Raw genomic sequence first — 25,976 nt, forward strand, 5'->3', positions numbered from 1 at the left:
CTTGACCTCTGTATTCAAGAAGTTCCGCCGGGACCTCAAATTTCGTTACGGCAGGCAACTGCGCCAGCTCAATTACTGGCTGGTGGCGCGGGCGGCGATGATGATCATCTCGGTCCTGCGCCTGCTGCCGGCCGACAGTGCGCTGAATTTCGCCGACCGCGTCGCACGCCTGGTCGGCCCCCGGGTGGGACGCCATCAGGTCGCCGTCGACAATCTGCGCAAGGCCTATCCGGAAAAGAGCGAAGCCGAAATCCAGGCGATCGCCTCCGACATGTGGGGCAACATGGCTCGCTTGGCCGCGGAATACATCTTTCTCGACGCCCTCTTCGACTACGACCCCGCGGCCAGCGAGCCCGGCCGCGTCGAGGTCAAGGGAGCTGACCACTTCGTCGAAATAGCCAGCGAAGAGAAGCCGCACATCGTCTTCACCGGTCATCTCGGTAATTTCGAATTGCTGCCGGTGGCGGCCGCGACTTTCGGCATGAACATCACTGCGCTGTTTCGCCCGCCTAACAATCCCTATCTCGCCGACTACATCCTCTCGACGCGCCGCTCGACCATGGGCTCGTTGCTGCCATCCATGGCGGGCGCGTCATTCGCCCTGGCCGGGGTTCTGGAGAACGGCGGCAACATCGGCATCCTTGTCGACCAGAAATTCTCCAATGGACTGGAGACGACATTCTTCGGCCGTCCCTGCCAGAGCAATCGCGTGCTGGCCACCCTTGCCCGCCACTACGACTGCGACGTCTATCCGGCGCGCTGCGTCAGGCTGCCGGGCAACCGCTTCCGGCTCGAAATCGAGGACAAGTTGACCTTGCCGCGCACCGCTGACGGCAGCGTCGATGTCCGTGCCACCACCCAGCGTCTCAACGACGTCGTCGAGCGCTGGGTGCGAGAAGATCCCGGCCAGTGGATGTGGTTCCACAAAAGGTGGGAGATCAGCGGCGGGCGTCGAAAGCGACCGCAGGCAAAGGCGGTCCCAAACGCTTAGGCAGAGCTGCTGGCGTGGGGTTAGCCCAGCGCCAGCAGACAACAGCGAACCTGAACCGCCTTAGTTGGTGACGACAATGCGCGTGTTGCCGAAACCCACTTCCCGCACCATCGAATAGAACGTGGCGGCATTGGCCGTGTGCAGCCTCACGCAGCCATGCGACGCCGGGCGGCCGAGCTGCCTGACGGCGCCGGTTCCATGGATGGCATAGCCGCCATGGAAGAACACCGAATAGGGCATCGGCGACATATGGTATTTGCGCGAATACCACATCCTGGCCGTGCGCTGCGGCCGATAGGTGCCGCGCGGCGTGAAATAGCCGGTGCGGGCGGTGGAGACACTCCACCGGTAAACCGACGCGCCATATCTGACGGTCATCGTCTGCGACGACACGTCTATATTTGCAACGAGGCTGGCTGCCCAGCCCTGCCCCGAAGCACCGAACAGCATCGCAACAAACATGATTGCCATGAGAACTGTCTTTTTCATGCGATCAAACCCCTTTGATTGCCCCTAACCTGCCTGCCTAATTACTTTTCATCTTTTTAATGGCAGATGCACGGGCTAACACACACACCTTGACCAATTCGCCAATCCAAAGCAGCGAATTTGAACGATTTCCCGCAATAGTTGCCGCAACGACACGCCGCACCGGCTTGATCGCCGGCGGGCTTGCAAAACCGCTGGGATCGCTGCTCAACTCTGCGCATGAACCAGCGACTCCTCCAGGCAATCGATGACAGGCGCGACGACGTCGTCGCGCTGACCGCCGAACTGATCCGTTTTCCGACTATCAATCCACCCGGCGAGGCCTACCGGCCATGCGCCGAATATCTCGGCGCGCGGCTGAAGAAGAGCGGTTTCGAGACCGAGTTCATCCGCGCCGAAGGCACGCCCGGCGACACCGACCGCTACCCGCGCGTCAATGTCGTTGCCCGTTTCGACGGGAGATCATCAGGCGCCTGCGTCCACTTCAACTCGCATATCGACGTGGTCGAAGCCGGCGATGGCTGGACCGTCGATCCCTTCGCCGGCATCGTCAAGGACGGCAGGGTCTATGGCCGCGGCGCCTGCGACATGAAGGGCGGTCTTGCCGCCTCTATCATTGCAGCCGAGGCCTTCCTGGAAGTCTTCCCTGATTTTCCCGGCGCCATCGAAATATCCGGCACCGTCGACGAGGAATCCGGCGGCTTCGGCGGCGTCGCGCATCTGGCCAGGCTCGGCTATTTCTCAAAACCCAGGGTCGACCATGTCATCATTCCCGAGCCGCTGAACAAGGACCGCATCTGCCTCGGCCATCGTGGCGTCTGGTGGGCGGAGATCGAGACCAAGGGCGAGATCGCGCACGGCTCGATGCCGTTTCTCGGCGACAATGCGGTGCGCCACATGGGCGCCGTGCTGCGGGCTTTCGAGGACGAACTGTTTCCCGCGCTCGACCGCAAGATGACGCGCATGCCGGTCGTGCCCGAAGGAGCAAAACGCTCGACCATGAACATCAACTCGATCCATGGCGGCCAGACCGAGGATTTCCGGCCCGGCCTGCCGTCGCCCAACGTGCCCGACTCCTGCCGGATGACCATCGACCGCCGTTTCCTGCTCGAGGAGGATCTCGACACCGTCAAAGGTGAAGTGACCGGCATTCTCGACCGGTTGAAACGCGAGCGGACAAAATTCGACTATGAAATCCGCGACCTGATGGAAGTGCTGCCGCTGATGACCGAGCGCGACGCGCCGGTGGTCAAGGCGGTTGCGCAAGGCATCATGGCGATCTTCGACCGCGAACCCGATTATGTCATTTCGCCCGGCACCTATGACCAGAAGCATATAGCTCGCATCGGCCATATCTATGATTGCATCGCTTATGGACCTGGCATTCTCGACCTCGCCCATCGGCCGGACGAATGGGTCGGGATATCGGACATGGTGGAATCGGCCAAGGTGATGGCGATAGGGCTCAACGTGCTGCTGCGCGGCACAGCCACGGGATAAGGTGTGCACCGCGACAAGCTTCGACTGCCGATGCGGTCGCCAGGACAAAAACATTCCCGGCCACGCCAAGGGGCAGAACGAAACGCAATTTACTCCGTGGCGAAATCACGCTTCTATCACTCGGGTTCGAGCACGTGTCTGAACGCATGGGGAGTTGCACGATGAAATTGTGGAAAACCATTCTGGCGGCCGCGGTGCTGTCGCTGGCCGCCGGCACCTCTGCGTTCGCCGCGCGAACCGACCTGGTCATCGGCATTCCGCTCGAACCCCCGCATCTCGATCCGACCGCCGGTGCCGCCGCAGCGATCGACGAGGTTCTCTATGCCAATGTGTTCGAAGGCCTGACGCGCATCGGGCCGAATGGCGAGGTGCTGCCGGATCTGGCCGAAAGCTGGACCATTTCCGATGACGGCAAGGTCTACACCTTCAAGCTGCACACCGGCGTGAAATTCCATGACGGCACCGACTTCGATGCCGCCGACGTGAAATTCTCGCTCGACCGGGCGCGAGCCGACAACTCCGTCAACGCACAAAAGGGCCTGTTCGCCGCCATCGACAAGGTCGACGTCGTCGATCCGGCAACCGTCAAGGTCACGCTGAGGAACCCGCAGGGCTCGTTCCTCTACAATATGGGCTGGGGCGACGCGGTGATCGTGGCGCCGGAATCTGCCGACACCAACAAGGAGAAACCGATCGGCACCGGCCCGTTCAAGTTCCAGAGCTGGGCCAAGGGATCGTCGATCACGCTGGTCAAATCGGACAATTACTGGGGCACGCCGGCGTCGCTCGACAAGGCCGAGTTTCGCATCGTGCCGGATGCCGCGGCCTATGTGCCGGCGCTGCTCTCGGGCGACATCCAGGCTTTCCCGTTCTTCGATGCCGACAGCGTCGCCCAGGTCAAGGACGACCCGCGCTTCAAGGTGGTGATCGGCGCGACCGAGGGTGAGACCATCCTGTCGATCAACAACAAGAAGCCGCCTTTCGACAAGCTGCAGGTGAGGCAGGCGATCTCTTACGCGCTCGACCGCAAGGCCATCATCGACGGCGCCTCGGCCGGCCTCGGCCAGCCGATCGGCTCGCATATGTCGCCGGCCAACAAGGACTATGTCGACCTCACCGGCCGCTACCCGCATGATGTCGCCAAGGCCAAGGAATTGCTGAAAGAGGCAGGCCTCGAGAACGGCTTCAAGGCGACGCTGAAACTGCCGCCGCCCACCTATGCCCGTCTCGGTGGCGAAATCATCGCCTCGCAGCTTCGCGACGTTGGCATCGATCTGGAAATCATTCCGGTCGAATGGGCACAGTGGCTGGACCAGGTGTTCACCAAGAAGGATTACGACCTGACGATCGTCTCCCACACCGAGCCCAACGACATCGATATCTATTCGCGCAAGGATTATTACTTCAACTACGACAACCCGGCCTTCGACAAGGTGATTGCCGATCTCGGCGTCACCTCCGACGAAGCCAAGCGCAAGGAATTGCTGGGGCAAGCGCAGAAGATCCTGGCCGACGATGCGGTGGTCGGCTTCCTCTATGAATTGCCGAAGATCGGCGTCTGGGACGCCAGGCTGCAAGGGCTGTGGGAAAACGCCCCGATCCAGGCCAATGATTTGACCAAGGTGAAGTGGAGCGAGTGATCCCTCACCTTCCATGACCGCCTACCTCCTAAAACGCCTCGCCATCGCCATCGCCACGCTGGTGCTGGCTTCCATGGTGGTGTTCGCCGTCCTGGAGATCCTGCCCGGCGATCCGGCGCGGCTAATGCTGGGCATGAATGCCAGCGCCGACCAGGTCGAGTTGCTGCGCAACCAGATGGGCCTCAACGCGCCGTTAGCTTGGCGCTATCTGCACTGGGCGGGCGGCCTGCTCAGCCTCGATTTCGGCCGCTCCTACACCTATTCGGTGCCGGTCATCGGTCTGGTGCGCGAGCGGCTGGCCGTCTCGCTACCGCTGGCGCTGATTGCGCTTGCGCTCTCCACCCTCATCGCGATTCCCGTCGGCCTGTTTTCCGCCAGCCGGCGTGGACGGGCCGGTGATACGATTTCCATGGGCGCCGCACAGCTTGGCGTCGCCGTGCCCAATTTCTGGTTCGCGCTGATGCTGATCTATGTCTTCGCCGTCTGGCTGCGGCTGGTTCCTGCTGGCGGCTTTCCCGGCTGGAGTGCCGGCGTCTGGCCAGCCTTGAAGTCGCTGCTGCTGCCGGCGTTGGCGCTTGCCTTGCCGCAAGCCGCGATTCTGGCGCGCGTCACCCGCTCGGCGCTGATCGAGGTGCTGAACGAGGACTATATCCGTACCGCCCGCGCCAAGGGTCTGCCCTACCGAGCTGTGCTGTGGCGGCACGCGCTGCGCAACGCCATGATTCCGGTGCTGACCATTCTGGGCCTGCAGTTCGCCTTCCTGCTTGCCGGCACCATCATCATCGAGAATGTTTTCTATCTGCCCGGCCTCGGCCGGCTGGTGTTCCAGGCCATCACCCAGCGCGACCTGATCGTCGTCGAAAGCGTCGTCATGCTGCTGGTCGCCGCCGTCATCGCCGTCAATCTGCTGGTCGACCTTTCCTATGCGGTCGTCGATCCGCGCCTGAGAAGCCGGCAATGACACTGCACATCGACATATCAGAAGAGACGTACGGCAGCATCCTGGGCAAGGCGTTCGGGAATACCGCCTTCGTTGCCGGTTTCGTCATCACCCTGCTGATCCTGGCAATGGCTGTCGTCTCCTATGCCTGGACGCCCTATGACGTCACGAAACTGGTGATATCGGATAAGACGCAAGCGCCCTCGCTGGCGCACTGGTTCGGCACCGACCATTTCGGCCGCGACATCCTGTCTATGGTCATGGTCGGCGCCCGCAATTCGATTGCCGTGGCGCTGGTCGCGGTCGGCATCGGCATGGGGGTCGGCGTGCCGCTCGGCGCCTTTGCCGCGGCACGCGGCGGCCTCGTCGACGAGGCGCTGATGCGGCTGAACGACCTCGTCTTCGCCTTCCCGGCTTTGCTGTCGGCGATCATGATCACCGCCATCTTCGGACCGGGCGCCGTCAACGCCATCATCGCCATCGGCATCTTCAACATCCCGGTCTTTGCGCGCGTCGCCCGGGCCGGCGCGCTGGCGATCTGGCCGCGCGAGTTCATTCTCGCCGCACGCGCCGCCGGCAAGAGCAGCACGCAGATCACAATCGAACATGTGCTGCCCAACATCGCCACGCTGCTTCTGGTGCAAGGCACCATCCAGTTCGCGCTGGGCATCCTGGCCGAGGCCGGGCTTTCCTATCTCGGCCTGGGTGCGCAACCGCCAATGCCGAGCTGGGGCCGCATGCTGTTCGACGCGCAGACCCGCATGGTGGTGGCGCCATGGATGGCGATCTTTCCGGGCATGGCGATCGTTGTCGCCGTGCTGGGGCTGAACCTCCTGGGCGACGGCATCGCCGACGTCCTCGATCCGAAATCGCGGCGGCAGCGATGAGCCTGCTCGACATCGAGAACCTGTCGCTGACCATCGGCGACACGCAGATCCTCAAGGGTGTGGCGCTTTCCGTCGCGCCCGGTGAGGTGATGGGGCTGGTCGGCGAATCCGGTTCCGGCAAATCGATGACCGCGCTGACGGTGATGCAGCTTCTGCCCCATGCCGCGCGCGCCAGCGGATATGTCACATTCGACGGCATCGACATCCTGGCAGCAACCGAGGACCAGATGTGTGCGCTGCGCGGCGACGACATCGGCATGGTGTTCCAGGAGCCGATGACGGCGCTCAATCCGGTCAAGACCATCGGCGAACAGGTTGCCGAAGGCATACGCTGGCACACCAGGGCCAGCCGCGCCGAGGCCGAAGACCGGGCGCGAAAAATGCTCGACCGTGTCGGCTTGCCCGAAGCGAAATTCCCGCTGTCGCGCTATCCGCACGAACTGTCGGGCGGCCAGCGCCAGCGCGTCGTCATCGCCATCGCCTGCGCGCTGAAGCCGAAGCTGCTGATCGCCGACGAACCGACGACGGCGCTCGACGTGGTGCTGCAGGCACAAATCCTCGACCTTTTGCGCGACCTCGTCGCGGAGAGCCGCATGGGCCTGCTCCTGATCTCGCATGACCTCGCCGTGGTGACCGAGATGGCTGACCGCATCACCATCCTGCGCCGCGGCGAGGTGATGGAAGCCGGCGACACCGCACGCACGCTATCCGAACAGCTCCACCCCTACACGCGCCAGTTGGCGCAGGCCTCGATGCATGTGCCGGCGTGCGTCAGGCCGCATGGCATCGAGACGGGCCGCCCTTTGCTTCAGGTCGAGGGCGTGACCCGCGACTATCCCGGCCGGCGCACTTCGCTGTTCAAGCGCGCGCCTGGTATCCGCGCCGTCGACGACGTCTCGCTGTCGATGGCGCCGAGTCAGTCAGTGGCACTGGTTGGTCGCTCCGGCTGCGGCAAGTCGACGCTCGCCCGCATGATCCTGGCGCTGGATCGGCCGACATCGGGCTCGATCCGGTTCCGCGGCGGGACCATAACCGGCAAGAGCGAAGCCGAGCTGAAGCCGGCGCGACGCGATATGCAGGTCGTTTTTCAAGATCCCTATGGCTCCTTCGACCCGCGCCAGAAGGTGGAAAAACTGGTTGCCGAACCCCTGCATGTGCTGGAGAAAAAGCCGACGCGCGCCGAGTGCCGCGAGATGGTGGCGCATGCCCTGCACGAAGTCGGCCTCGGCATCAGCGACATGGACAAATACCCTCATGAATTTTCCGGCGGCCAGCGCCAGCGCCTGTCGATCGCCCGCGCCATCATCACCCGCCCCAAGCTGGTCGTTGCCGACGAGCCGGTCTCGGCGCTCGATGTCTCGATCCGCGCCCAGATCCTCGATCTGTTCGCAGAGCTCAACCAGAAGCTCGGCATCGCCTACCTCTTCATCACCCACGACCTGACCGTGGCCCGCGCCATCACGGACGAGGTGCTGGTCATGCATGACGGCAAGATCGTCGAGCGCGGCAAGACGAGCGAAGTGCTCGACCACCCGCAGTCCGAGGCTGCCAAGGCGCTTGTCACCGCCGCCCCTGACTTGCACCGGGCGATCGCGAAGCGGCTGCGGGAGCAAGGCTGATCAGGAGAGAAGGCGCCCAATCACTCCTGCGGCTTCACCACATCGACCGGGCTGATATCGAGCAGGTCGAGCGTGCGGCGCAGCAGGCGGATCTCGCTCTCGGCCAGTTGCGAATCCGCCTTGGCGATCTCCGCCATATGTTTGGCCAATTGCCGGCGCCGCTCGACGTCGAGATCGCGGAACAGTGCAATCGCCTGCGAGCCATTGGTCTCGTAGCCGAACTCGTTGAGATATTCGATGACGCTGTCGATGCTGCTTTCCTGAATGCCGAAGGCGTCCTTGCAGATGCGCCGGAAGGCAACCATTTCGCTCTCGCTGACCGATCCGTCGGCCAGGATCATGCGAAACAGCATCAGCAGTTCCGCCGATAGGACCGGATCGTCCGCCACCTTGCGCACGCCGGGGTCGCCGTCGAATATCTGACGTATCTGGTCCAGCAATGCGAATGCCATCAGGAGCCTCTTTCCGGGTTAACTACACAAACACAATCCAGGCGCGATGCGCTGGGATAGAGGTAGCGCGGAATCGATCTTGCGCAAACAGGGCGGCCGTGGTCGAACGCCCGATATTTCAGCCAGCCGGACACCCCCATACATCAGATGATCGACCTTAGCATCCAGACCGTCGCCATGCTCGCTTTCGCCGCTTTTGCCGCGGGCTTTGTCGATTCGATCGCCGGCGGCGGCGGGCTGATCACAGTGCCGGCGCTGCTGCTTGCCGGCTTCACGCCGGTCCAGGCGCTCGCCACCAACAAACTGCAAGGCATGTTCGGCTCGGGCTCGGCGACCATCCACTACGCATCGAAGGGTCATGTCGACCTGCGCCGGCAATTGCCGTCGGCGCTTCTGGCCCTTGTCGGAAGCGCCATCGGCGCCTTGCTGGCGACGATCGTGCCGGGCGACATACTGCGGGCTGCCCTGCCCATCGTGCTGATCGCCATCGCGCTCTACTTCGCGTTCAAGCCCAACATGAACGATGTCGACCGCGCCGAGCGCCTGTCGCCGTTCCTGTTTGGATTGACCCTGGTGCCCGCCATCGGCTTCTACGATGGCCTGTTCGGACCGGGCGCCGGCTCCTTTTACATGCTGGCCTTCGTGGCACTTGCCGGCTACGGCGTGCTCAAGGCGACGGCGCATACCAAATTGCTCAACTTCGCCTCCAACATCGGCGGCTTCATCGTCTTCGCGGCCTTCGGCGTCGTCTACTGGAAGATCGGCCTGATGATGGGCGTCGCCCAGTTCCTCGGCGCTCGCGTCGGCGCCAGCCTGGCCATGCGCATCGGCGCAAGACTGATCAAGCCGCTGCTGGTGATCGTATGCCTGGCGCTTGCTGTGAAGCTGCTGGCTGACCCGGCGAACCCGCTGCGGGCCTTGATTGGTGTGTGATCCCGCGCCCTGATAGAATGCCGCTGTTCGAATCATGTTGGAGAGGCAGACATGAATCTTAGCGCACCTACCCAGATCGTTTTTATCATCTCCGTTGTTATCGCCATCATCGGCGTTCTCGCCGCGCTTGGCGTTCTCTCATTCATTCCACTCGCATCGGCGTGGATCGTGCTTATTGCTTTCATCGTGCTTGCCGGCGGCTGCTTGATGCGCGGCGCCTGACCATTTCCCTTGAAGTGGGGACGAGGAGCGCCCGGCCAAAAGCCGGGCGCTTTTGATTCCGGCCCTTGGTCTGTTAGATTTGACTGGCGCGAGGATGGCCGATGCCAGTCAAGATGCAACCCCAGCAAGAGCAGGACCGGTCCGTCGCCGGGCGGTTTGAGATGCGCCGGCGCCTGCCCGATCCTCGACTTCAGGGCATTGTGTCGGACATTTGCGGCTATCGCGAAATGGCGCCCGGCCATATGCGCAACGTCGAATATGCGTCGCTCACCGTACCGCTGGTCATCAGCTTCGCCGAACCCTTCGCCATCGGCCTCGGCAAGGCGCCCGGCGACGATGACCGCTTCGCCAGTTTCGCCGCCGGCCTCTTTGCCGGACCGGTGGTGATCGAATCCTTCGGCGGCGCCTGCTGCGTCCAGGTCAACTTCACGCCGCTTGGCGCACGCCGTTTCTTCCGCCTGCCGATGAGCGAACTGACAGACAGCATGGTCGTCCTCGACGACGTGCTTGGCGCTCAGGGCTTGGCGCTGCGTGAACGGCTGGGCAATGCGCCGGATTGGACGACGCGTTTCGACATGGCCGAAGCCTTCGTCACCGCCCGTCTCGAGAATGCCGCCGAGACGCCACTTGAAATCGCCTGGGCCTATGACCGCATCATCACATCCGGCGGCCGGACCCGCATTGCATCGATCGCCGAAAGGCTGGGCTGGAGCCGCAAACATCTCGCCGGCAGTTTTTCCAACGCCATCGGCATGGGCCCCAAGACACTGTCGCGCATCGTCCGCTTCAACCGCGCGCTCGGCCTGTCGAGGCAGCAGGCCGTCGACTGGGCCGATATCGCAGCCGATTGCGGCTATGCCGACCAGGCGCATCTGGTACGCGAATTCCGCGACCTCGCCGGCGAGACACCAACCGGAATCTCGGCCAGGTAACATTTCTTCAAGACGCTGGAGTGGCCTTTACCCACAGTGGGGCATCGACCAACCCCGCTGAAGGAGATCGACATGACCACCACCACCGAAGCGCCCCGCCTCTACCCCGCCTTGCGCTACAGGAACGCGGCAAAGATGATCGACTGGCTGGGCGAAGCCTTCGGCTTCAGCGTCCGGGCCCGCTATGGCGAAGGCGACGTCGTGCACCATGCCGAACTGGTTTTCGGCTCTTCGATGATCATGCTGGGCACCGCGCGCGACGACGACTACGGCAAGATGGTCGGCGAGCCCGGCTCAGGCGGCGGCAAGTCGATCTACATCGCCGTCGATGATGCCGATGCCGCCTATGCCAAGGCCAGGAAGGCCGGCGCCACGATCATCCAGGAATTGACCAACCGCGACTATGGCAGCCGCGAGTTCATCTGCCGCGACCCGGAAGGCAACGTCTGGTCCTTCGGTACCTACTGGCCGAAGGCAGGCGACAAGGGCTGAGCCAACCGCGAATTACCGCGCCAGTGCAAAGATCGCGTCGCAGTCGAGATGGGTCTCCAGCTCGGCTGCGACCTCGTCCAGCGCCCGCTCGACCTCGGCTCGGTAGTCGATGCCGCCGCCCTTGATGCCGAGGCTTTCGAGGAATCTTCCGCGAAAGCCGTCGGCGCCAAACAGACCGTGCATATAGGTGCCGATCACCTTGCCATCGACCGACACTGCCCCGTCATCGATGCCATTGATGACTGCAGACGGCCTCAGCGCATCCGGCCCGGTGGTGCGGCCGAGATGGATTTCATAGCCTTCGAGCGGCAGGTCGAACGGCACCGAACGGGCGCTGACGTTGCGCACCGTCTTTTCCGGCTCCATCACCGTTTCGATGTCGAGCAGGCCGAGCCCTTCGGCTTCGGTGACGCTGCCTTCGATGCCGTCGGGATCGCGCACCATGCGGCCGAGCATCTGGAAGCCGCCGCAAATGCCCACGACATGGCCGCCGCGCTTGCGATGCGCAAGAAGGTCGCGATCCCAACCGTTCTCGCGGAATTTCAAGAGATCGCCGATTGTCGACTTCGAGCCTGGAATGACCACCAGCCCGGCATCGGCGGGCAGCGGCTTTCCCGGCGGCACGAACACCACCTCGACCTGCGGCTCAGCCTTGAGCGGGTCGAGATCGTCGAAATTGGCGATGCGGCCAAGCATCGGCACCGCCACCTTCAGCGCGCGCGCTTCGCCGGACGCCAGCCGCTCCAGCACCACCGAATCTTCCGAAGGCAAGCGTGCCGCCGCCTTCAGCCACGGAACGACACCGAAACAGCGCCAGCCCGTGAATGTCTCGATCGACTTCAGGCCGTCGTCAAACAGCGAAACGTCGCCGCGGAACTTGTTGATGAGGTAGCCGGCGATCATGCGCCGGTCCTCTTCCGGGAGGATCAGATGCGTGCCGGCCACCGAAGCGATGACGCCGCCGCGATCGATGTCGCCGACCAGCACCACGGGCACGTCGGCGCGCGTGGCAAAGCCCATATTGGCGATGTCGCGGCTGCGCAGGTTGATCTCGGCCGGCGAGCCGGCGCCCTCGACGATGACCAGATCGGCGCCCTCGCCGACCTTGCCCCAGGAGTCCAGCACGGCGTCCATCAGCCGGCCCTTCATCGCCTGGTAGTCGCGCGCCCGCGCTTCCCCGAACATTTTGCCCTGCACGATGACCTGCGCGCCGACATCGGTCTGCGGCTTCAGCAGCACCGGGTTCATGTGGACCGATGGCGCGACACCGCAAGCGATCGCCTGCAGCCATTGCGCGCGGCCGATCTCACCGCCGCCGGCATTGTTGTCACCTGGAATTTCGGCGACGGCGGCATTGTTCGACATGTTCTGCGGCTTGAACGGCCGCACCTTCAGCCCACGCTTTTTTGCCGCGCGGCAGAGGCCGGCGACCAGCACGGTCTTGCCCACGTCGGAACCCGTGCCTTGCAGCATGATCGCTTTGGCCATCAGTCCCTGCCCTGCGCCACGGTTCCGGTGATATCGGATTTCTGCGCCAACGGCCCGCCGCGCCAGATGTACAGCGCCAGCAACGGGTCTTTGCCCGTGCGCATGGCGTGATTGACGTTGGAAGCGTGATGAACGACCTCGCCGGCCGTACGCATGCAAAAGCCGCTCTCGCCCATGCGCCATTCGGTGCCGCCGGCCAGCGGAATGTAGATTTCCTCGGCGACGTGATGGTGGTCGGGATAGACGATATCTGGTCCAAGAATCAGCAGGCCGGCGGCGGCCGCGTCATTGGCAAAGTGGCCACGTGTGCCGAACACTTCCAGCCAGCCGTAATTCTCGATGAACTCTTTCCCGAAGTCCGCCTCGCCATAAGTCTGCCCCCAGCGGAAATCATTCCGACGTTCGGCAAGCAGTTGCACCAGCGGCTTGGCATCCGGAGGCGCCAGTTCGGCGGCGCGATCGAGATGGCGCAGGCAGGCAAGCGGACGCGGCTCCAGCGTGCGAGCCGGCATGTCCCAGCCGATCCGGGCCACGGCATCGCGCATCAGGACGTGATCCACGGTCGCAAGGTATGCGTGGAACCGGCCCAGCAGTTCATCGAATTTTGTCGTCATATCTTGCTCCGGACATGCATTGATGCACAGCCGCTCCGCAGGGGATCGGGTTGCGCGGCGGCATCATTGGTCTAGATTGGTGCGCGCGCAAAGCCAAAAACAACAGGCCAGCGAGCTAGCTGGCCAGCACACAGGGAGCACGCCATGGACGCCGCGGTCGATGCGAGCACCAGCCAATTCGAACTCAACGAGGAGCAGCGCGCCATCCAGGAGATGGCGCAGGCCTTCGCCGCCGACCGTGTCGCACCGAATGCGCTCGATTGGGACCGCAACAAGCATTTCCCGGCCGACGTGATCCGCGAGACCGGTCCGCTCGGGCTCGGCGGCATCTATATCAGGGACGATGTCGGTGGCTCGGCACTTGGCCGGCTCGACGCCGTGCTGATCTTTGAGGCGCTGTCGCACGCCGATCCGGCCTTTTCGTCCTTCATCTCGATCCACAACATGGTGGCCTCGATGATCGACCGTTTCGGCAATGACGAACAGCGCCAGCGCTTCCTGCCCAAGCTCACTTCGATGGAATGGCTGGCCAGCTACTGCCTGACCGAGCCAGGCTCCGGCTCCGATGCCGCGGCGCTCAAGACCCGTGCGGTGAAGAGCGGCGGCGACTATGTGCTCAACGGCACCAAACAGTTCATCTCCGGCGCCGGCGACAGCGATGTCTATGCCGTCATGGTGCGCACCGGCGCGGACGGGCCGAAAGGCATTTCCACCATCGTCGTGCCCAGAGATGCGCCGGGCCTCTCCTTTGGGGCAAACGAGCACAAGATGGGCTGGCACATGCAGTCGACCCGCCAGGTCATCTTCGAGGATTGCAAGGTGCCGGCGGAGAACCTTCTGTCCGACGAAGGCGCTGGCTTCGGCATCGCCATGGCCGGGCTCGACGGCGGCCGGCTGAACATCGCCGCCTGTTCGCTGGGCGGCGCGCAGTCGGCGCTCGACAAGGCGCTGTCCTACACCGCCGAGCGCAAGGCTTTCGGCTCGAAGATCAATCAATTCCAGGCGCTGCAATTCAGGCTGGCCGACATGGAGACCGAGCTGCAGGCGGCGCGTATCTTCCTTTATGCCGCCGCCTCGAAGCTCGACCGCAAGGCGCCGGATGCTGGCAAATGGTCGGCGATGGCCAAGCGCTTCGTCACCGACACCGGCTTCAATGTCGCCAATGACGCACTGCAGCTGCTCGGCGGCTACGGCTACCTGCACGACTACGGCATCGAGAAACTGGTGCGGGACCTGCGCGTGCACCAGATCCTCGAAGGCACCAACGAGATCATGCGCGTCATCATCGCTCGCGCGCTGATTGGCCGTTGAAGCCAGCAACTCTGGGAGACAGACAATGACGACGATCGCCTTCATCGGCCTCGGCAATATGGGCAATCCAATGGCCGCCAATCTGGTCAAGGCCGGGCATGCGGTGAACGGTTTCGACCTCGTTCCGGAAAACCTCACCGTCGCCAAGGAACATGGCGTGACGATTATGGCGAATGCCTTGGCCGCGGTGAAGGATGCCGACGTGGTGATCACCATGCTGCCTGCAGGCAAGCATGTCCTCTCCGTCTACGAAGACATCGCGCCCAAGGCCAAGCAAGGCGCACTCTTTATCGATTCCTCGACCATCGACGTCGAGTCAGCCCGCAAAGCCCACGCCGTCGCCAGGAAGCACGGGCTGTCGTCGATCGATGCACCGGTCTCGGGCGGCACCGGGGGTGCCGCAGCCGGCACGCTGACCTTCATGGCGGGAGGCTCCGATGATGCCTTCGCTGCCGCCGAGCCGATCCTGAAGCCGATGGCCGGCCGCATCGTCCATTGCGGCGGCGACGGCGCCGGCCAGGCAGCAAAGATCTGCAACAACATGATCCTCGGCATTTCGATGATCGGTGTCGCCGAAGCCTTCGTTCTGGCCGAAAAGCTCGGCCTGTCGCATCAGGCGCTGTTCGACGTCGCCTCGACCTCCTCCGGCCAGTGCTGGTCCTTGACCACCTACTGCCCGGTGCCCGGCCCGGTGCCGACTTCGCCCGCAAACAAGGACTACAACCCAGGATTTGCAGCCGCCTTGATGCTGAAAGACCTGAAATTGTCCCAGGAAGCCGCCCAAGGTGCGGGTGCTGTAACGCCGCTTGGTGCCGAAGCGGCTCAGCTTTATGCCTTGTTCAACGCCCAGGGACATGGCGGCGTCGATTTCTCCGGCATAATTAATTTTCTCAGGGGTAACCCGGCGTAACCCACGGATTTGGCGGATTTTTCCGGTTTCCTTCGGTGGAAAAAATGAAAATTTAGATTTGCTTAAGCTCTCGATAACTCCGCGGTAACGATGTCCCTATAAAACGGACTGTGAGGCGGACATCTCATCCGTCCGGCGCTCCGGATCAGGTCTCGCGTACCGGAGCCCGTAAGTTTCGACAAGTGCCATAAGTTTCGCAAAGTGTTTGCGTAGCGAAGCGCCATGCGTATCTGGCAAAACCGCGTTCCCGATGGAGCGCGGTTTTTGCGTTTTACCCTGCAGCACGGTTGAGACATCGATGAACCGGAAACTGTACTCCGGGATACCTCACATGCGCCCGCGGGCGCCTTCCGGATCATAGGGCGAGTCGGCGATCACCTTTGCCGCGCGGCGCTCGCCGAGGATCGAAACCTCGAGCTCGGTACCGGGCGACACAAGTTCCAGGGGCAGCAGCGCAAGTGCGATGTCGTGACCAAAAGTGTAGGAGTAGCCCGCCGAGGTGATGTGGCCGACGAGCTCGCCTTCGCGGTAAACGCCCTCGAAGGCGAATGCGCTCGCACCGTCCGTGTCGATCGACAGTGTGGCGATCCGGCGTGTAACCTGCTGCTGTTTCGCGACCAGTGCCGCCCGGCCGATGAAGTCCCTCTTGTCGAGGCTGATGAAGCGCTCGAGGCCGCTTTCCAAGGCGGACAATTCGGGGTTCATATCGCGGTACATGGCCCGGTAGGATTTATCGAGACGAAGCGATTCCAGCGCTTGAAGTCCGACCAGCCTCAGCCCGTGTGCCTCTCCCGATGCCAGAAGCGCATCCAGCAAATGCCGCTGGTAGCAGAGTGGATGATAGAGCTCCCATCCCAGTTCACCCGAATAGTTGACACGCAGCAGCCGTACGTCGCTGGCCATGCCGACGGTGCCGGACTGTACGCTGAACCATGGGAAGGCCTCGTTGGAGAGGTCGATCTCCGTCAGCGGCTGCAGTATGTCGCGCGCCTTCGGCCCAACCACCGTGAAGCTGCCGCGATCCTCCGTGACGTTGCGCAGATGCACGCTGCCGTCCTTCGGCAACAGCCGGCCGAGATCGTCAAGGTTCCAGCGTTCGGCGCGCGGCGTCGATATGAGATAGAACAGGTCGCTCTGCAGCCGCGCCACCACATACTCGGCCTGCACGCCGCCGGTCGGCGTCAGGTGATGGGCAAGAGCGACACGACCGGGACGCGGCAGTCTGTTGGCCAGGATTCCGTCGAGCCAGCCCTCGGCGCCCGGCCCGCCGACCTCGAACTTGGTCATTGGTGTCATCTCGACCAGACCGGCGGCCTGGCGGACAGCCTGGACCTCTGCGGCGACGTGGTTCCCCTTGGGGGTCCAGCGCCAGCTGTAGACATTGCGCGCCTCGACACCCGCGGGCGCAAACCAGCTCGGCATCTCCCAGCCGTTCAACACGTCCCATACCGCGCCAAGCTGACTTAGGCGGTCATAGGACGGGGCCGTTTTCTGCGGTCGCGCCGCCGGCATGTCCTGGCCCGGATAGTGCTGTACGGCGTGGGTGCCCCAGGCTTCCCGGACCTTGGCCCGGGTCCAGTTCTTGTTGGCATAGCGGCCGAACCTGCGGGGATCCAGCTCCGCCGTGTCGATGCTGTTGCCACCCTCCACGATCCGTTCGGAGAGGTAGTAGCCAATCGCACCACCCCAAAGGATGCCCCCCGGCACCCCTTCGGCGAGCCAGACATTCTCCAGGCCCCACGCCTGCCCCATCAGCGGCAGTTCATCGGCCGTCATCTGGAAAGGTCCTCGCACATTGCGTTTGATGCCGGCGCGCCCGAGCGCGGGAACCAGTTCGGTGGCGCGCTCCCAGTTCCAGGAAACGGCATCGAAATCTTCATCGAGCAGATCGGCGCCGAACCATTCCGGGACGCCGTTTTCGGCGAACAGCTTGAGCTGCTCGGTGCGCTCATAGGGACCGAACATCAGCCCGTCTCCCTCTTCGCGCAGATAGCCCTCGTAACCCTCGTCCCTGAGGATCGGCATCTCCGGAAGACCAAGCCGTTTGCGTTCCACGATTTCGGGAACCGCCTCGGTGATCCAATACTGGTGCAGGATCGGAATCGCGGGAATGTCCAGGCCCAGCATGGCGCCTGTCTGGCGTGCGTAATTGCCTGTTGCAAGGATGACGTGTTCACAGACGATCTCGCCGCGTGAGGTCTTGACCCTCCACTCGCCGCTCGGCATCCGCTCGAAACCCACGACCTCGGTATCAAGATGGATCTTCGCGCCGAGGTCGCGTGCACCCTTGGCCATGGCCTGGGTGACATCGGCGGGTGCAATGTGGCCGTCATCGGGATGGTAGAGGGCACCCAGCATGGTGTTGTTGTCGAGCAGCGGCCAGATCTCTCGCGCCTCCGCGGGCGATACGATCCGGGCCCGCACTCCCTGGACCTCGGCAACGTCCATGTAGCTTCTGTACTCGTCCAGCCTGTCGCGCGTGTTGGCAATGCGCAGTTGCCCGCATTTGTGCCAGCCGACGTTCTGGCCCGTCTCCGCCTCCAGGCCTTCATAGATCGCGATCGATCTGGCGATCATGCGGCCGACATTGCGGCTGCGCGCGTAAGAGGGGATGAGCCCCGCGGCATGCCATGTCGAGCCGGCCGTAAGCTGTGTTCGCTCCAGCAATGCCACATCGGTCCAGCCGCGCTTTGCCAGGCCGTAGAGAATGCCGGCACCCACACAGCCGCCACCGACCACGACCGCACGAAAGGAACTCACCATATGCGCGTGCCCTTGTCTGAAATTGCCACCGGTCCACATGAACGCATGCGCATACTGTCAGACAGCATCCGGCTTTTCAGCATATTTCCTTGTCTGGAACGCTGCAGTGGTCACCCGACTGTTGGGCCACGAAGCCGGCCGAACTGTCAGCTGTCGCGCCCGTATTCAGGCCGCTTTTTTGCGTTTTGCCTAACTATATTCCGATTGCAGCATTCGGGATCGGGACATGATCTTCGTTGATCAGCACGATCGGTGCGTCGGTTCCCTCGACCCTGACGACCAGCAGGCGCAGGCTCCATGTGCCGGCTGTCCGGACAGCGGTCGAATAGGCCGTGCCCTTGCCCCTGGCGCCCTGGACCGGAATGCCGAACTGGGCCTCACCAGCCCCATTCGCATTGACGTTGAGATGGCCGCCGACCCAGAAACTGTCGGTCAAATCATCACCCAACGCCGCCTTGACGCGGTCGTCGGCGCGAAGCCTGTCCATCGTCATGAGATAGGCATCGCTGCCTTTCAGGACGTAGGGAATGCTGCCGACCATCGTCGCGCAGCCGCCAATCCCGACCACCCAGACGGCAAGGCCGGCGATTGCCCAGTTGCGCTGCGTCTTGCGAAACTGCTCCGGGTCGCGCCAGGCGCGGTTCTGCCAGGCCCAGCGGCTGCCGCGTGCGCCCAGCACGATGATCATGATGATGTTGACGACAGGGATCAGCGCCAGCAACGCAATGAAGGTGCTGTTGCCGATGCCCCAGATCCAGTTGAGGAAGAAGGCGCCCCAGTTCCAGCGGTCGAGTTCGGCTGGAATTTCAGCCGGCTGGTTGAGCGGTTGTCCGGCCATCATGTCCCCAATCGGTAACGTACGGACTGATTCTAGCGCATGCGCTCCTCGATGCGCAAAATCAAAGTTTTGCAACCCCGGTCAGGTCTTGTTGGACAGCCGGCGAAAATTCGCTTTCACGGCACGGCTTGCCGGCTTCAGCGCGGCGCTGATCGAGCGCTCCGCCGCAACCCCGTTGAACAGCGACGGCGTGCGGCCGGAAAAGACTTCCGGCCAGAACCGCGATGCCGATTGCAGGAAAGACATTTGTGCCGCAAACGCGCCTTCGGCCATAGCGGCGGTCTTCTCGTTGACCGCACGCGCCGTCTCCGTACTCCATGGCTGGCGGCTCCCGCCATCCATGGCCATCAACGGCAGCCGCATCATCGCCACCAGCGGCGCCAGCATCAGGTCGCCGCTGATGCTGGCCGCTTCTCGCGTCCGTCGGCTCTTGCCGGTTTTTCTCATGGAAACAAACCCCTTGTGGCGGCCGAATCAGCCGCTGCCCCACACACTACGCGCTTGTGATGGAATTCGTTCCCTCGCCGCTTCGGCATGGTCTCAAGGCTGGGCGCGCCCGCCGAAGAGCGCCCAGCCGAGGGGTCGAGTTCTACCGCTTGCGAAGATCGGCTTGCGCCAGATCCAGCGCCTTCGAGATGCGGTCGCAGGCCATATCGATCGTGTCGCGGGTCCAGATCAGCGGCGGCGACAGGATCATCGTGTCGCCGGTGGCGCGCAGCATCATGCCATTCGTGATGGCGTGATCCCGCACGGTTACCGCCGCACTTCCAGCCGGCAGGAACCGCTCCTTGGTCGCCTTGTCCTTGACGATCTCGATCGCGCCCATCAGTCCGATCGAACGGACCTCGCCGACCAGATCATGTCCGGCAATGCGCTCCTGCAACGCCTTGGCGAAGTAAGGGCCGGTGTCGTTCCGGACGCGGTCGACCAGCCCTTCGCGCTCGATGATCTCGAGGTTCTTCAGCGCCACGGCGCAGGCCACCGGGTGCCCGGAATAGGTGTAGCCATGGTTGAACTCGCCGCCCTTCTCGACCAGCGTCGAGGCGATGCGGTCGCCAACCAGCAATGCCGACAGCGGCTGATAGCCCGAGGTCAGCGCCTTGGCCGTGGTGATCGTGTCTGGCTCGATGCCGAGTGTCTGTGCGGCAAACCATTCGCCGGTGCGTCCATAACCGGTGATGACTTCGTCCAGCATCAGCAGGACATCGTATTTACGGCAGATGCGCTGCACTTCCGGCCAATAGCTCGCCGGCGGTATCTTCACGCCGCCGGCTCCCATGATCGGCTCGCCGATAAACGCGGCAACCTTGTCGGCGCCGGCTTCGAGGATCGCCTCCTCGACAGCCCCGGCCGCGCGCAGACCGAAATCATGATCGCTCTCGCCAGGCAGCGCTAGCTCATAGGCATAGGGCATCATCACATGGACGATGTTGGGCACCGCACCGTTGAGCTGCTTGTGCATACCATCCATGCCGCCGAGCGAGGTGCCGGCAACGGTCGAGCCGTGATAGGCCATCTTGCGCGAGATGATGCGGTTCTTCTCCGGCTTGCCCTCCAGCACCCAATAGTGGCGCACGAGGCGCAGCGCGGTGTCGTTGGCTTCCGACCCGGAAGAGCCGTAGAATACCTGGTTGACGTGCTTCGGCGCGATCTCCGCCAGCTTCTTGGACAGCAGCACTGGCGTCGGCGTCGAGCATTTGAAGAAGGAGTTGTAGTAAGGCAGTTCCTTCATCTGGGCATAGGCGGCCTCGGCCAGCTCGTCACGGCCATAGCCGATGTTGACGCACCACAGCCCGGCCATGCCGTCGAGGATTTCAGCCCCCTCGGAATCGTAGATGAAAGGGCCGTTGGCATGGGTGATGATGCGCGACCCGGCCCCGCGCATTTCCTTGTGGTCGGTGAACGGATGCAGATGATGCGCGGCGTCGATCTGCTGAAGCTGCTTCAGCGAATAATTCTGATAGGTCATGTCTGATCTTCCCTCTGGATTCTATCCGGCCAAGCCGGGGCGAATGCTTCAGAGGAAGAGAGGTGGCGAATAGCCGATGCGGGCGCACAGCCGCAAAAGCTCGGCGCGCAGCGTGCGCGGTGACGGCGTCACCGCGACCCGCAATGCGCGAGCCTCAAATGCGTCAATCAACATCCTGACGAGAGCCATGGAAGCCACCTTAGAGCAAAGGCTGCTCGAGGAGAACCACCCTTTGCTTGGCCCATAACTGAATGACTCTAGGCCTTGGCTGTCAGCGCCCTTTGCAGGAAGACATATTTCATCGCCGTCTGCGCCGCCTGCGGCCGGCGGTCGCCACGCCCGCCATGGCCGCCCTCGGTCTCCTCGAAGAACAGCGTCCTGGCATGGCCGGCTTCCTGCAGGCGGGCGGCCATCTTGCGCGCATGGCCGGGATGGACCCGATCGTCAGCGGTCGATGTGGTCAGCAGCACAGGCGGATAGGCGGCAGCGGCGTCGACATGCTGGTAGGGCGAGTAGGCTGAAAGCCACTTCGCGTCTTCGGGTTTCGACGGATCGCCATATTCGGCCATCCACGAGGCGCCAGGCGGCAATTCGGCGTAACGCAGCATGTCGAGCAGCGGCACCTCGATGATGACGGCGCCGAAAAGCTCGGGATGCTGCGTCAAGGAAACGCCGGTCAGCAAGCCGCCATTCGAACCACCCTGGATGCCGAGCGAGCTTGCTGTCGCGATGCCGCGCTTGACGACGTCCTGCGCGACCGCTGCGAAATCGTCGAATCCGTTCTGGCGATTGCCCTTGAGCGCCGCCTGATGCCAGGCTGGGCCGAACTCGCCGCCGCCGCGGATGCATGCCTGCACATAGGCATTGCCTTTCTCCAGCCACAGCTTACCACGCACGCCGGCATAGCCGGGCAGCAGCGGCACTTCGAAGCCGCCATAGCCGTAAAGCAGCGTCGGCACCGGACCTTTCTGGTCGCGCCGCCTGACGACGAAATAGGGGATCATCGTGCCGTCCTTGGAGCGCGCCTCGAACTGTTCCGAGATCAGCGGCGAGGCATCGAAACGCGCCGGCTGCGACTTCACGGTGGCGAGCGTCTCGCCATTGTCGTCGGACCAGATGATCGAACTCGGGGTCAGGAAATCGGTGAAGGAGAAGGACACACTCGAGCCGAACTGCTCGGCATGACTGATGCCGACATTGCCATTTTCGGGCAGCGCCACCGGTTTCAGCGACCAGTTGCCATCCATGCGCTCGCAGACGACGACTTTGCCGCGCACATTGTCCATCAGGCTGACGAACAGCCGGTCCCGCGTGCGGGCAATGCCGGCTATGGAAACGCGATAGGCCGGCTCGAACAAGGTTTCGACAGGCCCGATCGCGCCGGTCTCGACCCAGCGCGCCAGGTCCAGCGAATAAAGACCGTCGGGCTTGCAAACCGTGTCGTCGGGCGCCGTCCATGCACTGCGCACGCCGAACACGAGCTGATCCCTGAATATTGCCGTATCGGTCATGTCGTCCGGTAGCGGCAGCTGTTTGTTTTCGCCGGAAGGCAGCCGAAGGAAGATGTGCGAAGCGAAGAAATTCAGCGTTCGAGCCAGGACCAGATAGCGTCTGTCACCGTCGTGCTCGACAGCGGCACCAACGGCGAGATCCTCTTTCTGCGCCTCGAAGATCGGCGTCGCGTCTTCCAGCTTGGTATCGCGCTTCCACAGCTTTATGACTCGCGGATAGCCGGACTCGGTCTTGTCGGCCTCGTCGAAAGCGGCCGAAACAATCACGGTGTCCTTATCCAGCCAGCTGAAACCCGACTTGGAAGCGGGTGCACGAAACCCTACCTCGACAAACGACTTGGTCGCGATGTCGAATTCGCGCATCTCGCTGGCGTCGCCGCCATCCGGCGACATCGAGACAAGGCAAAGGTTGAAGTCGGGATAGAGCCGGCTGGCGCCGCCAAAAACCCATTTTATCCCTTCCTCCGCCGCAAGCTGGTCGAAGTCGATGATCGTTTCCCAGTCGGGCTTCTCGGTCTTGTAGGAAGCGACGGTCGTGCGGCGCCAGAGGCCGAGCACATTGGTCTTGTCCTGCCAGAAATTGTAGACATGGCCGGCTTTTGCCGCGCCGACAGCGATGTTGTCCTCGGCCGTCATCAGGTCGAGCGCGGTCTGGAACGACGCCTGATAGGACGGATCGCCCTGCAATTCACCAACCGTGATCTCGTTCTGGCGATGTACCCAGTCCAATGACTGCTTGGCCGTCCTGTCCTCCAGCCAGAGAAAGGGATCGTCGGTCGTGGGGGCGGAATTCGGCGTCTGGGTGGCAGGCTTGGTCATGAGGTCTCCGATAAACGCGTTGCTTTGAAAAAGCCAACGCCGACAGGCCGTCGATATTCACCATGTTCAGCGCACAATTGAGGCTTTCCGCCGACCAGCGAGGCTCGCAATGGCCAGCGCCAGGCACAGCAGCCCAAGCGTGATCGGCAGTCCGCCGGCGCCCATAACATCCATGGCGCCCCCCGCCAGCGGCGGCACGGCGATGCCGCCGACGCCCCACATGAAGGAAAAGGCCGCATTGCCGGCGACCAGTGCGGAGCCGGTGAAGCGTTCGCCGAGCTCGATGATCGACATCGTGTAGATGCCGTAGGAAACCGCGCCCCAGACAAAGATCATTGGCCAGATCAGCGGCGACTCGATGAGAAGCGGAAGCAGGACGCAGCCGAGCACCGTGATCGCGACGCAGGCAAGCCGCACCAGGCGCGCGGAAAGCCTTTCCGCCAAAAGGCCGAGCGGCACCTGCATGGCGATGTTGCCGGCGATCATCACCGACAGCAGCGCCGACATGCGGGTTTCGGTGATGCCGTGATGGGTGCCATAGACCGGCAGCAACGCCAACGCACCCTGTTCGAAGCCGGCGGCGACTATGACGGCGAACAAAAGCAGCCACGCCAGCGGCACGAAACCCAGGACGGAAACCTGGTGCCCGGCCTCGTCGACCTTGGGCAAACGCGGCAGCACCGAGGCCAGGCAAATGCCACACAGCACGAAGGCGAAAATGCCGACGAGGAAGGGCGGCCAGCCCTCAGTGCCGACTGCAAGCAGGCACAGTGGCCCGGTCGCGAAACCGGCCGAGATGATCGTCGAATAGACACCCATGACGCGGCCGCGTCGGGCCGGCGGTGCCAGCGCGATCACCCAGATCTCGCTCAGCACATAGAGCGGATTGGTCACGACGCCGATCAGGAAGCGCAGGGGAAACCACAAATAGACATTTTGCGTCCAGCCGATCAGCGCCAGCACGACAGCCGAAAGGGCCGCACAGGTGATGCGGTGCGCCCTGCCCCGAATCGGCGGGCCAGCGCCGGGATCAACGGCGATGACAGAATGAAGCCAATCGGCGTCATGGCCGCCGACAAGCCGATCATCGCTGGCGAAACGCCCTGGCGCTGCAGGATGAAACTCAGCAGCGGATAGGACAACCCTTGCGCGATGGCGAACACCGAGACGGTCGCGATCACACCGGTGATCGCCGCCCATTGCATCGTCTCGTCCTTGTTCGATTCAACCAAATTCATGTACGCACCGCTGTCGGGCTGCAGGATTAGCGATTGAGTTGCGCAGAGGTAAGCCCCTGGCGGGCGAAAACTGCTTGCTCCAGACAGTGCCTGTCAGGAGGCTGGGCCTGTCAGGAGGCTGGGCCTGTCAGGAGGTTGGGCTTATCAGGAAGCTCGGCGCATGGATGAGCGGTACAGCGCGAACATCACCAGCACCGCGTCGAGAGCGGCAATAACCACCGGCAGCCCAAGTGGGCCGATGCCTTGCATGAGCAGGCCCGCACCGGGTGGGCCGACGATGCCACCAACGCCCCACATCAGCGCAAAGGCAGCGTTGCCGGCGACCAGCACAGAGCCCTTGAACCGGCTGCCGAGTTCGACCAATGCCATGGTGTAGACGCCGTAACCGACCGCGCCCATCACCAGCAGCACCACCCAGATCAACGGCGTTGTGATCAGCAGAGACAGCAAAAGCGCGCAAACGGTTGTTGCCAGTGCGCAGACGATGATCATGGCGCGGCCGCCAAAACGCTCCGCCAGAAGGCCGAGTGGTATCTGCAGCAGGATGTTGCCGAGGGAAAGCGCCATCACCAGCGAGGCCAGAACGGCTTCCGCCAGGCCATAGCTGGCGCCGAAGACCGGGACCAGCGCATAGGTGCTCTGCTGGACCGCCGCCGAGACAAGCACGGCAAGCAGCAGCGCCGGCGCCATTTTGGCAAACCCGACAAGGCCGCTGGCAGGCTGGCCGTCATCCTCGAAGCCGGTGAGCTTTGACGAGACGGCGTGCAGGATCACCGCGCAGAGCGCGAAACCGGCGACGCCGACCATGAAAGGCGCCCAGCCCGACGTACCGAGCAGGGTCAGCGCGAATGGTCCGGCGGCATAACCGGCGCCCATCAGCGTGTTGAACACGCCCATCACCCGGCCGCGCCGCGACGGCGGTGCCAGCGACAGCGCCCACACCTCGCCAAGGATATAAAGCGGATTGATGACCACGCCGATGATGAAGCGGATGACGAACCACGCCACCCAGTCCTGTAGATAGCCGATGCCCAGGAAGCAGAGCGCGCCGATCAGTGAGCAGCCGACCGCCAGGTTGCGCCCGCCGACCAGCCGCACCGCCGTCGGCACGAAGGAAGCCGACAGGATCAGCCCGAGCGGCATCATCGCCGCCGACAGGCCGATCAGCGCCGGCGACATGCCTTGCTTCTGCATCAGCAATGTGAACAGCGGCGAGCTCAGCCCTTGCGCGGCGCCAAACATGGCAAGTGCCGCGGTGACGCCGGCAAGCGCTGCCCATTGCGTTCCTGCTTCGCCTTGGCTCGAGCCGGTCGCGACCATGCTGCCATCCAGATGAACTGCTGGCCATCAGGCCGGCAAGCCAAGTAGCTATCGGTTCGATCCCCGGAAGGGAAGGGCCGGCCACCGAAATCCGCTTG

23 protein-coding genes and 1 pseudogene are annotated in these 25,976 nt (G+C 63.2%); 12 read left to right on the forward strand and 12 right to left on the reverse strand.

Annotated features, from left to right (window positions below; translation table 11 throughout):
* Position 1 precedes the first annotated feature (1 nt).
* Positions 2-991, forward strand: coding sequence for a lipid A biosynthesis lauroyl acyltransferase (locus A4R29_RS16365; RefSeq protein WP_027160475.1), 990 nt, complete (start codon positions 2-4; stop codon positions 989-991).
* A gap of 60 nt (positions 992-1,051) precedes the next feature.
* Here A4R29_RS16365 and A4R29_RS16370 read toward each other — a convergent pair whose 3' ends face one another.
* A complete protein-coding gene (locus tag A4R29_RS16370) occupies positions 1,052-1,480 on the reverse strand; it encodes a L,D-transpeptidase (RefSeq protein WP_063172355.1) in 429 nt (142 codons plus the stop codon).
* A gap of 219 nt (positions 1,481-1,699) precedes the next feature.
* On the opposite strand from A4R29_RS16370, the gene A4R29_RS16375 reads away from it, so the two are divergent.
* From A4R29_RS16375 to A4R29_RS16395, 5 genes are all read left to right on the forward strand, one after another.
* Complete coding sequence (locus A4R29_RS16375; RefSeq protein ID WP_063172356.1) at positions 1,700-2,980, forward strand: acetylornithine deacetylase/succinyl-diaminopimelate desuccinylase family protein; 1,281 nt, start codon at positions 1,700-1,702, stop codon at positions 2,978-2,980.
* Positions 2,981-3,141: 161 nt separating this feature from the next.
* Complete coding sequence (locus tag A4R29_RS16380; RefSeq protein WP_063172357.1) at positions 3,142-4,620, forward strand: ABC transporter substrate-binding protein; 1,479 nt, start codon at positions 3,142-3,144, stop codon at positions 4,618-4,620.
* 13 nt (positions 4,621-4,633) lie between these two features.
* Positions 4,634-5,581: an ABC transporter permease gene (locus tag A4R29_RS16385; RefSeq protein WP_063172358.1), complete on the forward strand. Its 948-nt coding sequence runs from the start codon at positions 4,634-4,636 to the stop codon at positions 5,579-5,581.
* Entirely contained in the window at positions 5,578-6,447 is an 870-nt protein-coding gene (locus A4R29_RS16390) for an ABC transporter permease (protein ID WP_063172359.1), read from the forward strand. The genes A4R29_RS16385 and A4R29_RS16390 overlap by 4 nt, the downstream gene beginning before the upstream one ends.
* Positions 6,444-8,066, forward strand: coding sequence for an ABC transporter ATP-binding protein (locus A4R29_RS16395; protein WP_063172360.1), 1,623 nt, complete (start codon positions 6,444-6,446; stop codon positions 8,064-8,066). The genes A4R29_RS16390 and A4R29_RS16395 overlap by 4 nt, the downstream gene beginning before the upstream one ends.
* A gap of 20 nt (positions 8,067-8,086) precedes the next feature.
* Here the strand turns inward: A4R29_RS16395 and A4R29_RS16400 are convergent, their stop codons facing one another.
* On the reverse strand, positions 8,087-8,518 hold the full coding sequence (locus A4R29_RS16400; protein WP_063172361.1) for a TerB family tellurite resistance protein: 432 nt from the start codon (positions 8,516-8,518) through the stop codon (positions 8,087-8,089).
* Positions 8,519-8,665: 147 nt separating this feature from the next.
* Between A4R29_RS16400 and A4R29_RS16405 the strand changes: the two genes are divergently transcribed.
* From A4R29_RS16405 to A4R29_RS16415, 4 genes are all read left to right on the forward strand, one after another.
* Entirely contained in the window at positions 8,666-9,451 is a 786-nt protein-coding gene (locus A4R29_RS16405) for a TSUP family transporter (RefSeq protein ID WP_013531213.1), read from the forward strand.
* Between the two features lie 51 nt (positions 9,452-9,502).
* Positions 9,503-9,673: a hypothetical protein gene (locus A4R29_RS33200; RefSeq protein WP_082826471.1), complete on the forward strand. Its 171-nt coding sequence runs from the start codon at positions 9,503-9,505 to the stop codon at positions 9,671-9,673.
* A gap of 101 nt (positions 9,674-9,774) precedes the next feature.
* Positions 9,775-10,605: a helix-turn-helix domain-containing protein gene (locus tag A4R29_RS16410; RefSeq protein WP_063172362.1), complete on the forward strand. Its 831-nt coding sequence runs from the start codon at positions 9,775-9,777 to the stop codon at positions 10,603-10,605.
* Positions 10,606-10,677: 72 nt separating this feature from the next.
* Positions 10,678-11,097 carry a VOC family protein gene (locus A4R29_RS16415; protein ID WP_063172363.1) on the forward strand — a complete coding sequence of 140 codons (420 nt, stop codon included), beginning with the start codon at positions 10,678-10,680 and terminating at the stop codon, positions 11,095-11,097.
* Between the two features lie 12 nt (positions 11,098-11,109).
* Here the strand turns inward: A4R29_RS16415 and A4R29_RS16420 are convergent, their stop codons facing one another.
* Positions 11,110-12,585 carry a cobyric acid synthase gene (locus A4R29_RS16420; RefSeq protein ID WP_063172364.1) on the reverse strand — a complete coding sequence of 492 codons (1,476 nt, stop codon included), beginning with the start codon at positions 12,583-12,585 and terminating at the stop codon, positions 11,110-11,112.
* Entirely contained in the window at positions 12,585-13,199 is a 615-nt protein-coding gene (locus A4R29_RS16425) for a dimethylsulfonioproprionate lyase family protein (RefSeq protein WP_063172365.1), read from the reverse strand. The genes A4R29_RS16420 and A4R29_RS16425 overlap by 1 nt, the downstream gene beginning before the upstream one ends.
* A gap of 144 nt (positions 13,200-13,343) precedes the next feature.
* Between A4R29_RS16425 and A4R29_RS16430 the strand changes: the two genes are divergently transcribed.
* Together A4R29_RS16430 and mmsB are read left to right on the forward strand one after the other, a co-directional pair.
* A complete protein-coding gene (locus A4R29_RS16430; protein WP_013531207.1) occupies positions 13,344-14,510 on the forward strand; it encodes an isobutyryl-CoA dehydrogenase in 1,167 nt (388 codons plus the stop codon).
* A 25-nt stretch (positions 14,511-14,535) separates the two neighbouring features.
* Complete coding sequence (gene mmsB, locus A4R29_RS16435) at positions 14,536-15,420, forward strand: 3-hydroxyisobutyrate dehydrogenase (protein WP_063172366.1); 885 nt, start codon at positions 14,536-14,538, stop codon at positions 15,418-15,420.
* 327 nt (positions 15,421-15,747) lie between these two features.
* On the opposite strand, the gene A4R29_RS16440 is transcribed toward mmsB, so the two are convergent.
* From A4R29_RS16440 to A4R29_RS16475, 8 genes and pseudogenes are all read right to left on the reverse strand, one after another.
* The gene (locus A4R29_RS16440; RefSeq protein WP_063172367.1) at positions 15,748-18,183 is read right to left on the reverse strand and encodes a GcvT family protein; all 2,436 of its coding nucleotides are present in this window, start codon (positions 18,181-18,183) and stop codon (positions 15,748-15,750) included.
* A gap of 193 nt (positions 18,184-18,376) precedes the next feature.
* On the reverse strand, positions 18,377-19,021 hold the full coding sequence (locus tag A4R29_RS16445; RefSeq protein ID WP_063173707.1) for a cytochrome c oxidase assembly factor Coa1 family protein: 645 nt from the start codon (positions 19,019-19,021) through the stop codon (positions 18,377-18,379).
* Between the two features lie 81 nt (positions 19,022-19,102).
* Positions 19,103-19,468, reverse strand: a complete 366-nt coding sequence (locus tag A4R29_RS16450) for a hypothetical protein (protein WP_013531203.1) — start codon at positions 19,466-19,468, stop codon at positions 19,103-19,105.
* Between the two features lie 142 nt (positions 19,469-19,610).
* Complete coding sequence (locus tag A4R29_RS16455; RefSeq protein WP_013531202.1) at positions 19,611-20,990, reverse strand: aspartate aminotransferase family protein; 1,380 nt, start codon at positions 20,988-20,990, stop codon at positions 19,611-19,613.
* A 48-nt stretch (positions 20,991-21,038) separates the two neighbouring features.
* The gene (locus A4R29_RS16460) at positions 21,039-21,179 is read right to left on the reverse strand and encodes a hypothetical protein (protein WP_063172368.1); all 141 of its coding nucleotides are present in this window, start codon (positions 21,177-21,179) and stop codon (positions 21,039-21,041) included.
* Between the two features lie 68 nt (positions 21,180-21,247).
* Complete coding sequence (locus tag A4R29_RS16465) at positions 21,248-23,320, reverse strand: prolyl oligopeptidase family serine peptidase (protein ID WP_063172369.1); 2,073 nt, start codon at positions 23,318-23,320, stop codon at positions 21,248-21,250.
* Between the two features lie 66 nt (positions 23,321-23,386).
* Positions 23,387-24,558, reverse strand: a pseudogene (locus A4R29_RS16470) (MFS transporter).
* Between the two features lie 144 nt (positions 24,559-24,702).
* A complete protein-coding gene (locus A4R29_RS16475) occupies positions 24,703-25,878 on the reverse strand; it encodes an MFS transporter (RefSeq protein ID WP_063172370.1) in 1,176 nt (391 codons plus the stop codon).
* Positions 25,879-25,976 lie beyond the last annotated feature (98 nt).

The organism is Mesorhizobium ciceri biovar biserrulae, assembly GCF_001618845.1.
In the GTDB taxonomy this organism is placed as follows: Bacteria; Pseudomonadota; Alphaproteobacteria; order Rhizobiales; family Rhizobiaceae; genus Mesorhizobium; species Mesorhizobium ciceri.